Source organism: Rhizobium hidalgonense (genome assembly GCF_005862185.2).
Classification (GTDB): Bacteria; Pseudomonadota; Alphaproteobacteria; order Rhizobiales; family Rhizobiaceae; genus Rhizobium; species Rhizobium hidalgonense.
This window is the reverse complement of the sequence record NZ_CP054027.1, coordinates 2,199,694-2,212,245: the sequence shown is the minus strand read 5'-3', so window position 1 is coordinate 2,212,245 and position 12,552 is coordinate 2,199,694. Positions and strand designations below refer to the sequence as shown.

The 12,552-nt window shown below is 60.6% G+C and carries 14 protein-coding genes, 1 tRNA gene and 1 pseudogene; 7 read left to right on the top strand and 9 right to left on the bottom strand.

Features of this window, described 5'->3' with window-relative positions; all coding sequences use genetic code 11:
* Window positions 1-28 precede the first annotated feature (28 nt).
* Entirely contained in the window at window positions 29-817 is a 789-nt protein-coding gene (locus FFM81_RS10575; RefSeq protein WP_003573081.1) for a sulfite exporter TauE/SafE family protein, read from the top strand.
* A gap of 1 nt (window position 818) precedes the next feature.
* Here the strand turns inward: FFM81_RS10575 and FFM81_RS10570 are convergent, their stop codons facing one another.
* The 4 genes from FFM81_RS10570 to FFM81_RS10555 all read right to left on the bottom strand — a co-directional run bounded on the left by FFM81_RS10570 (window position 819) and on the right by FFM81_RS10555 (window position 5,027).
* Complete coding sequence (locus FFM81_RS10570; RefSeq protein WP_025416200.1) at window positions 819-1,844, bottom strand: DNA polymerase III subunit delta'; 1,026 nt, start codon at window positions 1,842-1,844, stop codon at window positions 819-821.
* A gap of 8 nt (window positions 1,845-1,852) precedes the next feature.
* Window positions 1,853-2,533 carry a dTMP kinase gene (gene tmk, locus FFM81_RS10565; RefSeq protein ID WP_097533466.1) on the bottom strand — a complete coding sequence of 227 codons (681 nt, stop codon included), beginning with the start codon at window positions 2,531-2,533 and terminating at the stop codon, window positions 1,853-1,855.
* 131 nt (window positions 2,534-2,664) lie between these two features.
* A complete protein-coding gene (locus FFM81_RS10560; protein WP_025416202.1) occupies window positions 2,665-3,858 on the bottom strand; it encodes a D-alanyl-D-alanine carboxypeptidase family protein in 1,194 nt (397 codons plus the stop codon).
* A gap of 74 nt (window positions 3,859-3,932) precedes the next feature.
* Window positions 3,933-5,027 carry a septal ring lytic transglycosylase RlpA family protein gene (locus tag FFM81_RS10555; protein WP_025416203.1) on the bottom strand — a complete coding sequence of 365 codons (1,095 nt, stop codon included), beginning with the start codon at window positions 5,025-5,027 and terminating at the stop codon, window positions 3,933-3,935.
* A gap of 366 nt (window positions 5,028-5,393) precedes the next feature.
* Between FFM81_RS10555 and FFM81_RS10550 the strand changes: the two genes are divergently transcribed.
* Window positions 5,394-5,597: a hypothetical protein gene (locus FFM81_RS10550; RefSeq protein ID WP_138384285.1), complete on the top strand. Its 204-nt coding sequence runs from the start codon at window positions 5,394-5,396 to the stop codon at window positions 5,595-5,597.
* A gap of 97 nt (window positions 5,598-5,694) precedes the next feature.
* On the opposite strand, the gene FFM81_RS10545 is transcribed toward FFM81_RS10550, so the two are convergent.
* The gene (locus FFM81_RS10545) at window positions 5,695-6,021 is read right to left on the bottom strand and encodes a GYD domain-containing protein (RefSeq protein ID WP_003573069.1); all 327 of its coding nucleotides are present in this window, start codon (window positions 6,019-6,021) and stop codon (window positions 5,695-5,697) included.
* Window positions 6,022-6,280: 259 nt separating this feature from the next.
* On the opposite strand from FFM81_RS10545, the gene FFM81_RS10540 reads away from it, so the two are divergent.
* Window positions 6,281-6,370, top strand: a tRNA-Ser gene (locus FFM81_RS10540).
* A gap of 50 nt (window positions 6,371-6,420) precedes the next feature.
* Here FFM81_RS10540 and FFM81_RS10535 read toward each other — a convergent pair.
* Window positions 6,421-7,305, bottom strand: coding sequence for a LysR family transcriptional regulator (locus FFM81_RS10535; RefSeq protein ID WP_138384284.1), 885 nt, complete (start codon window positions 7,303-7,305; stop codon window positions 6,421-6,423).
* 185 nt (window positions 7,306-7,490) lie between these two features.
* Here FFM81_RS10535 and FFM81_RS10530 point away from each other — a divergent pair.
* From FFM81_RS10530 to FFM81_RS10520, 3 genes and pseudogenes are all read left to right on the top strand, one after another.
* Window positions 7,491-7,658: pseudogene (locus tag FFM81_RS10530) on the top strand (3-keto-5-aminohexanoate cleavage protein); the annotation flags it as partial.
* A 99-nt stretch (window positions 7,659-7,757) separates the two neighbouring features.
* Window positions 7,758-8,747, top strand: a complete 990-nt coding sequence (locus FFM81_RS10525; RefSeq protein ID WP_138384283.1) for a quinone oxidoreductase family protein — start codon at window positions 7,758-7,760, stop codon at window positions 8,745-8,747.
* A gap of 390 nt (window positions 8,748-9,137) precedes the next feature.
* Window positions 9,138-9,359, top strand: coding sequence for an alkylphosphonate utilization protein (locus FFM81_RS10520; protein WP_003573062.1), 222 nt, complete (start codon window positions 9,138-9,140; stop codon window positions 9,357-9,359).
* Here FFM81_RS10520 and FFM81_RS10515 read toward each other — a convergent pair.
* The 3 genes from FFM81_RS10515 to FFM81_RS10505 form a co-directional block, all read right to left on the bottom strand.
* Window positions 9,346-10,188 (bottom strand): transglutaminase-like domain-containing protein, encoded by an 843-nt coding sequence (locus FFM81_RS10515; protein ID WP_003573060.1) that lies wholly within the window; start codon window positions 10,186-10,188, stop codon window positions 9,346-9,348. The genes FFM81_RS10520 and FFM81_RS10515 overlap by 14 nt on opposite strands.
* A 99-nt stretch (window positions 10,189-10,287) precedes the next feature.
* Window positions 10,288-11,160, bottom strand: a complete 873-nt coding sequence (locus tag FFM81_RS10510) for a transglutaminase family protein (protein ID WP_003573058.1) — start codon at window positions 11,158-11,160, stop codon at window positions 10,288-10,290.
* Between the two features lie 445 nt (window positions 11,161-11,605).
* Window positions 11,606-11,761, bottom strand: a complete 156-nt coding sequence (locus FFM81_RS10505; RefSeq protein WP_003573054.1) for a hypothetical protein — start codon at window positions 11,759-11,761, stop codon at window positions 11,606-11,608.
* A 533-nt stretch (window positions 11,762-12,294) separates the two neighbouring features.
* Between FFM81_RS10505 and FFM81_RS10500 the strand changes: the two genes are divergently transcribed.
* On the top strand, window positions 12,295-12,549 hold the full coding sequence (locus FFM81_RS10500) for a GlsB/YeaQ/YmgE family stress response membrane protein (RefSeq protein ID WP_003573048.1): 255 nt from the start codon (window positions 12,295-12,297) through the stop codon (window positions 12,547-12,549).
* Window positions 12,550-12,552: the final 3 nt, after the last annotated feature.

The window sequence follows — 12,552 nt, the reverse complement described above, 5'->3', positions numbered from 1 at the left end:
GTGGCCGCGCGCCGTCGGAGGCGCTTGCTTGACATTCGAGCCTCTCTATTCGCTTTCGGGCCTGTTCGTCGGCGCGCTCGTCGGCATCACCGGTGTTGGTGGCGGTTCACTGATGACCCCGCTGCTGGTGCTGCTCTTCGGCGTTCATCCCGCAACCGCGGTCGGCACCGATCTTCTCTACGCGGCAATCACCAAGACCGCCGGCACCGCGGTTCACGGCGTGCATGGGCGCATCAACTGGAAGATCGTCGGTGCTCTCGCCGTCGGCAGCGTGCCCGCTGCCCTGCTGATGCTCTGGCTGCTGGCGGGCGTCGACCGCAAAAGCATCGGCGTCACCAATACGATCACCACAGCACTCGGCTGGCTTCTCGTCATGACCGCGATCATGCTGGTCTTCCGGGGCCCGATCCTCGAATTGGCGCGCCGCGCCATCGGCGATCGTACGCCGCCGCGGCCGGCGGTCATCCTCACCCTCACCGTCGTACTCGGGTTCCTGCTCGGCGTCCTCGTCACCCTGACCTCGGTCGGCGCCGGCGCGCTGGGCGTGACGATCCTACTCGTCCTTTATCCCAGGCTCGATGTGCGCGAGATCGTCGGTTCCGATATCGTCCACGCGGTGCCGCTGACCTTGATCGGCGGTATGGGTTACTGGTTCATTGGCGAGATCGACTGGCCGATGCTGTTTGCCCTGCTTGTCGGCTCTATCCCCGGCATCATCATCGGCAGCCTTTTGGCGCCGAAGCTGCGCGAACGCACCATCCGCATCGTCCTTGCGGTTACCCTTGCCGTCGTCGCTTGGAAGCTGCTGGCCAGCTGACCTACAGGCCCGGCTGCTTGATGTCGGCGAGAATGCTGATGATCGTCTGTTTGCGGTCGAGGTTATAGGCATCCGAAATGGTGAGCCGCTCGGTGATCTCGGAATAGAGTCGCGCCAGCCGCTCTGCGGCGATGATCTGCCCCTCGCCAGCCGCAATACGTGCCCGGTTCATGATGTCGTCGCCGACATGGCTGACGAAGAAATCGAAGATCGTGTCGCTTTCCCGGCCTGAAAGTGCGTCGGCCAGCCGATGCATGGCCTTGCGGGCCGCCGGCCCTTCCGCCGACAGCATCTCGTCATAGGCGGCGATGATCTCGCCGCCCCCGTAGTTCAATAATTTCAGCGCCTCCCCGACGCTGCCCTTGGCGGCGGAAAGCACCGCCCCGCCCTCGCCGGCTATGCCGAGATGGGCAAGGGCCGCCATGAGCGCATCGTCGGCAAGCGGCGCCAGCTTCAGCGGCAGGCACCGCGAACGGATCGTCGGCAGCAGTCGCCCCGGCGCATGCGAGAGCACCAGGAACAAAGCCCGCTTTGGTGGTTCTTCCAGGATCTTCAGGATGGCGTTGGCCGCATTGCGGTTCATGTCGTCGGCCGGATCGATGATGACGATCCGCCAATTGCCCGTGCCTGAGGTTTGCGAGAAGAATTTGCCGGCGCGGCGCACCTCGTCGACGGTGATCGCCGACTTCACCTTGCCGGTCTTTTCATCCACCGGCCGGGCAAGATGCAGGAGATTGTGCGAGGCGCCGGAGGTGATCTGCCGGCTGACTGGAGAGGCAGGATCCGGATCGCCGATCGTCTCCGGCGCGGTGGCAGGATCGGGACAGGAGAGCACGTGATTGGCAAAGCGGAAGGCGAGGGTCGCCTTGCCAATACCTTCCGGCCCCTCGATCAGGATGGCGTGGTGACCCTTGCCGGAGCGATAGGATTGCGCCAGGAAGGCCTCTGCCTCCTCATGGCCGAACAGCCTGGTATTTTCCGCCGGCCAGATGGCGCCGTCGAGCAGTCCGGGTCTCTCTTCACTCATAATGGCCATCACTCATGATGAGCGGCTTCCGGCATCCGCGCATGGCCTTCAGGCGACATGAGTTGCCGGACGATCGTCAGGATTTCGACGGCGATCGCCTCCTCGCTTTGCAAGGCATTGACCACATGGCAGCGCTCCGGCTCGCGGGCGGCGATATCGAGAAAGGCCTCGCGTCGCTTCTCGTGCGTTTCGAGCCGCTCCTTCTCGAAGCGATCGGGCGCATCGGTGGCGGCGCGCTTCTGCGCCCGCTCCAGCCCGATGCTGGCGGGAATATCGAGGATCACGGTGCAATCCGGCATGACGCCGTTGATAGCGATGCGCTGCAGCGTCTCGATGAAATCGGGTTCGAGATTGCCGGTGATGCCCTGGTAGACGCGCGAAGAATCCATGAAGCGGTCGCAGAGCACAATCTTGCCGGCGACGAGCGCCGGCCGGATCACCTCTTCGACATGGTCGTTGCGCGCGGCCGCAAACAGGATCGCCTCCATCCGTGTGCCGAAGGCCTCTGCTGCCCCCGACAGCAGCACGTGGCGCACGGCCTCCGCACCCGGCGATCCGCCCGGTTCCCGCGTCACCAGCACATCGTGACCTTCGCCCTTCAGCGCCTCGGCGAGGCGGCGGATCTGCGTGGATTTCCCAGCGCCTTCCCCGCCTTCAAACGTAACGAACAATCCCGCACCGGATGACAATGACAACTTCCCGCATTCCAGGCGCCGCACGCGCCCCGCCCCTTCTATCTATCCGAAGACGGCAGGAAGGAAAACCTTTCGCCGCGGCGACATATTCACCTTTCCCGGCAAATTCTGTCAGCAGCCGCAGTTCAACCCGGCGCGGACTTGTCCCAAAGCCAGGAGAAAAACAGCGATTCGCCGAGTTCCAGCATGGCGTCGACAGCCCGGCTGCTGAGCGATCCCTCGCCGACCGCCTGCACGGTATAGAGCGGCACTTCCCTGAGCAGCCGGCTGCCTGCGAAAATCCTCAGCGTGCCAGCCTGAGTATCCGGCTCTACCGGCGCCGTCAGCGGCCAGCGATAAATGATGCGGGCCGACAGCCGGTCGGGATTGCTGATCGGAATATAGACGCTGACCGGCGCCTTTGCCACGAGATCGACGGTGCGCGCCGTGCCGCCATAGACGCTGGCAGCGCCGATCACTTCCTTGTCGGCGAAGATCTGCCGGTTCTCGAAGGCCGTCAGCCCCCATTCGAGCACTCGCTTGGCCTCCTCCGTCCGCTCCTTGTCGGAGGCAATGCCGGCAAGCGCCAGAAACAGCCGCCTGCCGTCGCGCTCAACCGACGCGACGATCGAATAGCCCTCCCCCTCGGTAAAGCCGGTTGCCAGCCCGTCGGCGCCGAGATCGAGCCCCAGCAGCGGATTGCGGTTGCGCTGGAAGATCTTGTTCCACTCGAAATCCGGCTGGGCGAAATAGGGATAGAGGTTCGGATAGGACTTCTGCAGGGCCGTGGCCAGCGTCACCATTTCGCGCGCCGTCACCTTGCTCTTTCCATCGGGAAGGCCGGTAGAATTGCCGAACTCGGCCTTCTCCATGCCGAGCTCGCGAGCGCGGCGCGTCATCGACACGGCAAATTGCTGCTCGCTTCCGGCCATGCCTTCGGCGAGAATGATGCAACTGTCATTGGCGCCCTGGATGGCGACGCCCTTGATCAGATCCTCGACGCGCACCCTCGATTTGAGGCTGGCAAACATCGTTGCCGTCCTCGACGGCGCGCCGCCGGTTCTCCAGGCATATTCGGAAACGGGATATTCGGTATCGAAGGTGATCTCGCCCTTCGTCACCGCGTCGAAGACGAGATCCATCGTCATCAGCTTGGCGAGCGACGCCGGCGAAAACCCCTGATCCTCGTTCTTGGCGAGAAGCACCGTGCCGGTGGCGGCCTCGATCATATAGGCCTGCGCCGCCTTGGTGGCGAAACCGGCCGTGCCGTTATCGGCCGCAAGCGCCCCGGTGGCGAGCGGTAACAGGCATGCAAACAGGCGAAGCACAGGCTTCAGCATCGGGAGTTTCCATCGATCGAGCGGCGTGTCGTCAGAAGGTTAGAGCGAGAGGAAATCCGATGCAATCGCAGCGCTCAGCGCGCGGCGAATTTGGTCTGATGACGTTTGGCCGCGGCAAGGATCGACTCCTGCGTCAGCCCGTCATTGCGAACCATTACGGCGTCGAAGGCGAGATCGACGGTCACCGTCTTCACATCCTCGTTCTGGTAACCGAGCGCCAAAGAGCCCAGCGGCCGTTCGTAGGGCATGGGACCGATCTCCGGCAGCACGACCATCTGGTCGAAGGCCTGCGGGGCATTGCTGGCAGACGATGCCGCTGGCGCCACTAAGACATGGGCACCGGGAGCCGGAGTGGGCGCCGCATTATAGCGTGCGCTCGGCGTCGAGCCGGCATAGGAGGTCGCCGACACCGGCACCGGCACGTTGGCCGGGGTCTCGTAATCTTCCGAACTCTGCAACTGGTCGCGGGTAATCTTGCGGCTGTTGGAGGCGACCATCACGCCGGTTGCGATCTGGCCTTCCGGATTGACGCCGGGAATGCGGCTGCCCTTCGGCGTGTAGGAGGCCATCAGGTAGGGCATGTCGTGGCCGTCCATGCGGGCGCGGCCGACATATTGCACGCGCACCTTGCCGGTACCGCTGTGCTGCAGATCCAGCATGTCGGCCGTCTTGTTCGACAGGTCGATGATGCGGCCTTCGTGATAGGGGCCGCGATCGTTGACGCGGACAATGACGGAAGAACCGCTTTCAAGATTGGTGACGCGCGCATAGCTCGGCAGCGGGAAGGTCGGATGCGCCGCAGAAAGATGCATCTGGTCGTAAACTTCGCCGTTCGCCGTCAGGCGGCCATGAAAGGCCGAGCCATACCAGGACGCGACGCCGACCTTGTTATAGGCGAAGTCTTCCTTCGGATAATACCACTTGCCCTTCACCTCGTACGGATTGCCGACGATGTAGCGGCCGCCGCCCTTGGGAATATTGTTGCCGGTGGCGACCCGCGGGCTGGCCTTCACGCCATATTCGGATTCGGAGAAATATTCTTTGCCGTGAGCTTTCTTCTTCGGCACCGCCTGCGTCGTGCCGCACGCCGCAACCGTCGCACACATCGCCGATACCGCCAGCCACCGTGCTGTCGTTGCGAAAGACGCCGCCCCGTATCCCAATTTCATTTGTCCCACGCCGCTCAAAGATCGTTATGGTTAAGGAACTTGCCCCATACCGGGCCAATACGCCTTATCCCCGCCCGCCTAACGAGGCTTTAATCTTGCGAAGTTCGTGGCAAATTTACGAACGATTTCGCAGCGATAGCGACAATTCTAATGATTATGGTTTACAAATTACTAACGCGAGCCTTGCCGCCCTGCCCTGCCGCCGCCGCAAATAGGTCTGAAATTCCCGTGCCGATCCGGGGCAGATGCTAAACATCAGAACGCTCGAAAAGCTCAATATGACGCCGTCGCCACGGCTTCACGCGCGGCTATTGGGAACGAAGTGTCTCTCACGGGCTTTCAAGGTTATGCCTTTGGAGGATCCCCATGAACGTTGAAACCATGACGCAACTCGACACGGTCAGTCAGCAGTTGCATGCCAGATCTCGATCGCTTTCCCAGCCGGATCAAGACAATGACATCGCAATGCTGATGTCGGCACTCGCCGTGACCATGGAGGCAGTCCGATCTCTCTGCGAGGATATGAACCAGCTCAACGGTCCGAAGGGCCTCGGATCTGACGGAGGCTAGATCTCTCCTAGATCAGGCGCGATTCAATGAGAGCTTTGCGCCGGCAACGAGATACGCGCCAAGCACCGATCTTCAAATAGAAGCAGCAGTCCGTCCCCTACGCTGCCGGGGGACGATAACGCACCGACTTAGCCTTTCCCAGGGCTTCGATCGTATCCTCGACGCTGAGGAGGACCGTGGTTTCCATGGAACTGACCGCCCCTCCCGCCCCGATAGCAATCGCGACGGCCGCCATCGACACGTTATCGGGCGCCTCCCACAGATTCCAACCATCATGTTCGCCAAAGGCATACCAGAACCCGTGGAGCTTGCCGCCCACCGATTCAATGTAACGGCGGGCCGCCTCTCGGCGATCCTCGGGGTTTTCGATCATGCGCGCCCATGTGTCGGGCGTGTAGCTGAAGCGCGTGAGATACATGGCCATGGTTTTTCCTCCGCCGGAACGATAGAGTAAACGCTCAAGCCGGCGCGAACGCCAGTCATTTCCAACGTGCGGAACAAGCAAAGATCTATCCGCCGGAACTGCAATCGGCGCAGATGCCGACAAATGCTACCGGGCACGTTGACGCTGCTATCAAAGCTGCTAAAAAGCCAGCCGTCGAGTGATTGGGTCGCAAATCGGTAGCAAACTCCGATTTCAGATGGTCAACAAAATGTTGATTGGTCAACCTTTTCAGCTAGATGGAAGAGTGTCCGAGTGGTTTAAGGAACCGGTCTTGAAAACCGGCGTGCGGGAAACCGTACCGTGGGTTCGAATCCCACCTCTTCCGCCATGCCGCATTGATTTCTTTGCGGAATTCGATCTGTCGCGTGTCAGCACCGCTCAACCCTCCAGTTGGTCAGCATTCTCCGCGAGAATCTTCACCAGACATTCCTTCACGATCTGAACCCTCGGCGACCGGCCGGCCTGATCCTGCACGAGAAGCCACAGATCGAGCGTCAGTCTGGGGAGGTCTTCGAGCACCGGTAACAGCCCGGTTCGGCGCGCGGCAAAACAGGGCAGAACCGCGATGCCGAGGCTGCTTTCGACGGCAGTCAACTGGGCGGTGAAGGAACTCAGCCGCATGGCCGGCTGCAAGTCGGGGAACAGCTCGTCCAGCCACACCGACATCGAGAGGTAACGCAGTTCTTCGCTCCAGCCGATCATTCGGTGAGAGCGCAGATCGCGGTCGTTCGACGGCTGTCCATAGGCTTCCAGATAATTCCGGTGGGCGTAAAGGCCGAATGCGACTTTGCCGACGCTGCGCATCCGGTAACTGCCCCGTTCCGGCGGAACGATCCGGAGGACGATATCGGATTGCTGGGTGCCGAGCTGCACCGGCCGGACGCTGGAGCGGATGTCGAGCTGGATGCCGGGATAGTCCTCCATGAAGCCTGCAAGGCCGGGGAGCAGGATCTGCTGGCCGAGCAGTTCGGGCGCGTCGATCCGGACGATGCCCGACAGGGTGTCGCTCCTGTCCTTGGCTGACCGTTCGAAAGCCTTCAGGGAAGATTCGGCCTGTTCGGCCGGTATCTGCAGGTTCATCCCGGCCTCGGTCAGTTCGTATCCGTCGAAGTGGTGCCGGAACAACGCCACGCCCAACGCCTGCTCGAGGGCGGCGATCCGGCGCGAGACCGTCGATGTGCTGACGCCCAATCGGCGCGACGCCGCACTCAGCGATCGCGACTCTGCAACGGCGAGAAAGAATTTCAGGTCATTCCAGTCCATATGACTTTCCATTTTTGGAATAGCGGTTTCCCATATCGGCAATCGCTTACTGCGCTGGATTTGATATCATCGCGGCTGCAACGGCAAGAGATGTCGCCGCAGTGGCGGCACTTCAAAGACATAGAGTTTCCAAATTTGGTGTGGCCAATGTTCACGCCTGCCCAACAAGCGCGAGGCCTGTCTCTATGATCGTTCAAGCCTGCATCAACGGTGCCCGCGCGAATGATTTTCATCCGCGTATTCGTCTGACGATCAATAGGTGCGCGATGCCCGCCGCTTCGGTAGCGGCCGGCGCTGCGGAACTCCACACTCATCCGCGGGAAGCCGATGGCAAGGAGAGCCTCGCCACCGTCGCGATCTTTCCGGGCCAATCGCGCTGACACGATGTCGAATTTTTTCTCCGCTGCCAGGTCAGCCCGATCCGGTCTACCTATCGCTCCCACGAGGCAAGCATGACAACAAGAACAGACGCTTTCCGATTTTCAGAATTCGGCGCCCCTGACGTCCTGCGCCGGGAAACCCTCGAGTTGGCCGCGCCGGCTGCCGGCGAGATTCAGATCAGGCACCTCGCCATCGGCGTGAACTATATCGACGTCTACCATCGCCGGGGCGTCTTCGCGGCCCAACTGCCCCTGCCGAGCGGGCTGGGCGTCGAAGGGGTCGGTATCGTCACCGCTATTGGCGACGGCGTTCGCAATTTCAATGTCGGTGATCGGGTCGCCTATGTCGGCGGTCCGCCGAACGGCTATTCGACCTATCGAAACCTGCTCGCCGTCCGCGCCCTTTCGGTGCCGGACGCGCTCGACAGCGAGACAGTCGCCGCCCTGGTTTTCAAGGGGCTGACGGTCGAATATCTGATCCATCGCTGTGTGCCGGTGGCCAAAGATGACACCGTCCTCTTCCATGCCGCAGCAGGCGGTGTCGGCTCAATCGCCACCCAATGGCTGAAGCATCTCGGCGCCACCGTGATCGGCACTGTCGGTTCGGAGGAAAAGGCCGAGATTGCGCGGGCAAACCGCTGCGACCACACGATCGTCTATAGCAGGGAAGATTTCAAAGCCCGCGTTGCCGAGATCACCGGCGGCAAGGGCGTGCGCGTCGTCTACGACTCCGTCGGCGCCGACACCTTTACCGGGTCCCTGGATTGCCTGGCACCGCGTGGCACGCTTGTCAGCTTCGGGGAAGCCTCCGGCCCGGTCGCGCCCTTGAATGTTGCGTCGCTCGGCACCAAGGGTTCGCTGTTCGTCACCCGTCCGTCCATCGCCCACTATACGGCTGATCGCAGCGAGTACGAAGCGGCAGCGAGCAACCTCTTTGCCGCTATCGAGGCCGGCATCGTCAAGGCGCCGAATATATCGAAATACAGGCTCGGCGATGCGTCTAAAGCGCATGAAGATATGGAAGCCCGTCGAACCCGCGGTTCGATTGTCCTCATTCCATGAGGCTGCACCGGCACCCGCTCACGAAAGCATCGAATATATCAGGACGCCGACAGAACCCCAGAAGATAACCGGCGTCAGTATCATTCCCGCAAAAAAAATCTTCGTCACCGCAAAACTCCGTAACTCGACTCATGCCGCGACAACCTATTGCAGTAGCGTGAGTTGGCTATAGGCCTGAAGTCCGGGATAGATCGGACCTTGGTCTCAGTTTCGGTTGCTGAAGACCGTCGCGATCGGGCGGCGGCGGCCTGTCATAGCCCTGAGCTTTGCGGCATTCGATCTCGCGCTAGATTTGATCGCCCTGCTCGATCCGTTCGTAATGGTTGACTATCCCGTGTCGACGTGATTTCCCGCCCGAGATCATCAAGTCAATCATCAGGCGGGAACATCATGTCCGACATCATCGTAAAGGACAGCAACGGAAGTCAGCTTCACGACGGCGATTCCGTAACGCTGATCAAGGACCTCAAGGTCAAGGGAACGTCCGAAACGCTGAAGCGTGGAACCCTCGTCAAAGGCATTCGCCTGACCGACAATCCAGGCGAGATCGAGTGCAGCACCAAGCAGGTCAAGGGTCTGGTGTTGAAAACGGAATTCCTCAAGAAGGCATAGGATCGGCCTCGCCCGCCGCTTCCTGCGGCACTTCCTCTGTGATCACCTCGAAGCGGGAAAGCACTGCCGGTCCGAAGGCCGTCGACATTGCGACGTCGGTAGCGTCACGGCCGGTCCCCATCAGGATTCTACCGATTCGCGGCGTGTTGTGGCGGGCGTCGACCGTATGCCAGTGGCCGCCGAGAAAAACCTCGAACCAGGCGCTGAAGTCCATCGGATTGGGATCGATCGGAACGCCGATATCGCCGAGATAGCCGGTGCAATACCGGGCTGGGATATTCATGCATCGGCAAAGCGAGATGGCGAGATGGGCAAAGTCGCGGCAGACGCCTGCCTTGTCGACGAAGCCGCCATGCGCGGTCCTGAGCAGGTCGGCCTTCAGGTAGTCGAAGGTGATGTGGTCATGGACGAAATCGCAGATCGCCTGGACGCGCGCCCAGCCGAGAGGCGTCGACGAGAAGGTTGCCCAGGCAAAATCGCCAAGCCTGTCGGTGTCGCAATAGCGGCTGCCGAGCAGGAAGACGAGCACCTCGTCCGGCAGGTCGCTGATCGCGTGCTGGACGGCATCGTCGGGAACGACGTCGGGTTGGCCGCTGTCGTAGATCTCGAACTCCGTGGAGATCGTCGTCAATCCCGCTGGCGCGACGATCCGGCTGCAGGCATTGCCGAAACCGTCGGTATATTCCCAGGCCTCGATCGGCCGGTCGAATGTCAGGACCTGCTCGCTGAGAAGATCGGTGCGGCGCGAAGGATGAATGTTGAGAGCGAGCAGCATCGGCGTCGGCTGTATGCATTCATAGCCCAGATGAAACCCGGCGCGTATCTTCATTATGGCGTCCTCGCATCCCGCACAGGTGGCGTGACTATGCAACGTCGATCGTGCTGCCCGGTTCCCGCAGCCGCGACTGTCGCCGAACCCAAACCGCGATTACTTGGTGGTGACGTTGACCTGCACCGTCATGCTGTCGAAATCCCTCCCATCGCCATCATAGCTGCCGCTCAGCGGGACGGCCTGGCGCGGATCGCGGGCAACGGCGACCCGAATGAGATCGCGATTGCCGACAATCCCGTTCGTCGGATCGAACTCCGCCCAGCCGGCCCCGGGAAGATAAACCTGGCACCATGCATGGGTGGAACCGCCGCCGAGCACGGTCGAGCCGTCCCGGTCGGGAACATACACATAGCCCGTGACGAAGCGCGCCGCGAGCCCCAGCACGCGTGCCGCCTCCATCATCAGCAGCGCGAAATCCCGGCAGGTGCCTGAGCGAAGCTGCAAAGTTTGCAGCGGCGTCTGCGTTCCGTGCTCCATTCGCCGCGCATAGACGAAGCTTTCCCGAATCGCGTAACAGAGCGTCATCAGCATATGCCCGGTCTCGGTCGGTCGCCCTTGGCGCACGAACCGGCGCGCCCAGCGTCCGACCTCGTCATTGGGATCGGGATAATGACGCTGCATCGCCGGCGTCAGATCGGCAATTTCGTCCTTGTCGTAGGAGAACGGATAGGTCAGCGCCTGGTCATCCACCTTGAGGTCGAGGGCAACATGGGGCGTATGATCTAGCGTGATCCAGGTTTCGAAACGTAGCTCGGACGCCGGCCTCGAAATATCGATGAGCGCCACGCAATTGCCGAAAACATCGTGGATCCAGCGCACATGACTTTCCTCAGGATATATCGTCAACGACGCTTCGATCAGCCGCTGGTCGAAACTGTCGCGCGGCCGGAACATCAAGCGATGCTCGCCGAAATCGACATCCCTGACGTAACGATAGGCCGTGATATGGCGGACGGAGAAAATCGTCATAGGCCGCCTCTCCTCTGCGTGAGGCGCCCCCTGCCTGCTCCCCGCTTATCCCGAATTCTTGTCATATAAGCACATTCGAAAGATTGCTATTCTGCATCAACCGATCGACGGCAGAGCCGTCCAACCTAAGAGGATAAAATGCATATCATCTGGGACGTTCTGACGCTTATGCTGACAATCGGCTCGCTCTATGGCGGTCGCGAATACAGAATTATTCGCGCCCGTGCCCGCGCCCAGAACTGGGGCAACTTCTGATTCGACTGCGATAGACTAGTCGCTTCGGCTCTGCCGGAGCGGCGGCGCCGGATACGTCGAATGACGTAAAGCCACGCGCTTAAGCAAATGCTTTATTACCTGAGACGGCGTCGATCCGTCCATTCTCCCTGTTACTGCAAGCCCGCCTCACCCCAGGCGGGCTTTTTTCGCCGTCGTCCTCTTGCGCGCTTTATTTCTTGGCGCCTGCGGAAAGCACCCGATGTGTGGCATTGTCCATGGCGTGGCTCGCCTCCTGTCCATCCTTCTTCAGCCCGTATGCGGTATTGCCGCAGCCGGAAAGTGTGAGCAGGCAAATGCAGGCGACGGCGATTGCAGCTTTTGACATCAGGTGTTCCCCTCGGATCGAATGGCTTCTGGAGTAAAATGATGCGCTTCGCGTCAAAATCAATCGTCCGGGCTGGCATGACGGCAAAGTTATCCTGTAGGTCGTCCGCCAGCGGAACAGCTTCATTTGCGCCCTGGAAGCCCAAGACAAGCAACCTATGCCGCATAAGCACGCACCCCCTGTTCGAGTATTAATTCTTTCGTATTGAAATATAACATGTCGTGCCGTTTCGATATCTTAAGTTTTACTCAAAAACTAATCTTAACTATTTATTAGTAATAATCTTGCGCGGCGGCTGCTTAAGCTTATTCTTTCCCCAAAAGGGGGAGAAAAGAATGTTTAGCAAAAGTCTGATCATGCCCTACGGCTTTGCAATGCTGGCCATATCAGGACTCCTGTTCCAGCTGGCCGTTTATGCGCTGGACACGCCGGTCACCCATCTGCACCCGTGAGCGCTTTAAATTCTGCCGGGAGTGGAATTTCTGTCCGTTTCATGCATTGTTTGGAGTCGGTTTGCCAGGAGGGAGATAACCATGGAAAGCGCAGGCGTAGGTTGGATTGCAGCCATCATCATCGGTGGCATCGCCGGATGGCTGGCGGAAAAGGCCATGAGCAGCAGCATGGGCTTGCTCATGAACATATTGCTCGGCATCGTCGGCGCCATCGTCGCCAACTGGATCCTGGGTCTGTTGCACATTCAGCCACTGGCCGGTTGGCTGGGTTACCTGATCACCGGCTTCGTCGGTGCATGCATTCTGATCTTCGTCGGCCGCGCCATCCGTCGCTGATTG

Excerpts from the sequence above, each read along its gene's own strand:
- FFM81_RS10570 (WP_025416200.1), bottom strand. The coding sequence starts at position 1,844 with ATGAGTGAAGAGAGACCCGGACTGCTCGACGGCGCCATCTGGCCGGCG.
- FFM81_RS10560 (WP_025416202.1), bottom strand. The coding sequence starts at position 3,858 with ATGCTGAAGCCTGTGCTTCGCCTGTTTGCATGCCTGTTACCGCTCGCC.
- FFM81_RS10555 (WP_025416203.1), bottom strand. The coding sequence starts at position 5,027 with ATGAAATTGGGATACGGGGCGGCGTCTTTCGCAACGACAGCACGGTGG.
- FFM81_RS10550 (WP_138384285.1), top strand. The coding sequence starts at position 5,394 with ATGAACGTTGAAACCATGACGCAACTCGACACGGTCAGTCAGCAGTTG.
- FFM81_RS10545 (WP_003573069.1), bottom strand. The coding sequence starts at position 6,021 with ATGGCCATGTATCTCACGCGCTTCAGCTACACGCCCGACACATGGGCG.
- FFM81_RS10535 (WP_138384284.1), bottom strand. The coding sequence starts at position 7,305 with ATGGACTGGAATGACCTGAAATTCTTTCTCGCCGTTGCAGAGTCGCGA.
- FFM81_RS10525 (WP_138384283.1), top strand. The coding sequence starts at position 7,758 with ATGACAACAAGAACAGACGCTTTCCGATTTTCAGAATTCGGCGCCCCT.
- FFM81_RS10520 (WP_003573062.1), top strand. The coding sequence starts at position 9,138 with ATGTCCGACATCATCGTAAAGGACAGCAACGGAAGTCAGCTTCACGAC.
- FFM81_RS10515 (WP_003573060.1), bottom strand. The coding sequence starts at position 10,188 with ATGAAGATACGCGCCGGGTTTCATCTGGGCTATGAATGCATACAGCCG.
- FFM81_RS10510 (WP_003573058.1), bottom strand. The coding sequence starts at position 11,160 with ATGACGATTTTCTCCGTCCGCCATATCACGGCCTATCGTTACGTCAGG.
- FFM81_RS10505 (WP_003573054.1), bottom strand. The coding sequence starts at position 11,761 with ATGTCAAAAGCTGCAATCGCCGTCGCCTGCATTTGCCTGCTCACACTT.
- FFM81_RS10500 (WP_003573048.1), top strand. The coding sequence starts at position 12,295 with ATGGAAAGCGCAGGCGTAGGTTGGATTGCAGCCATCATCATCGGTGGC.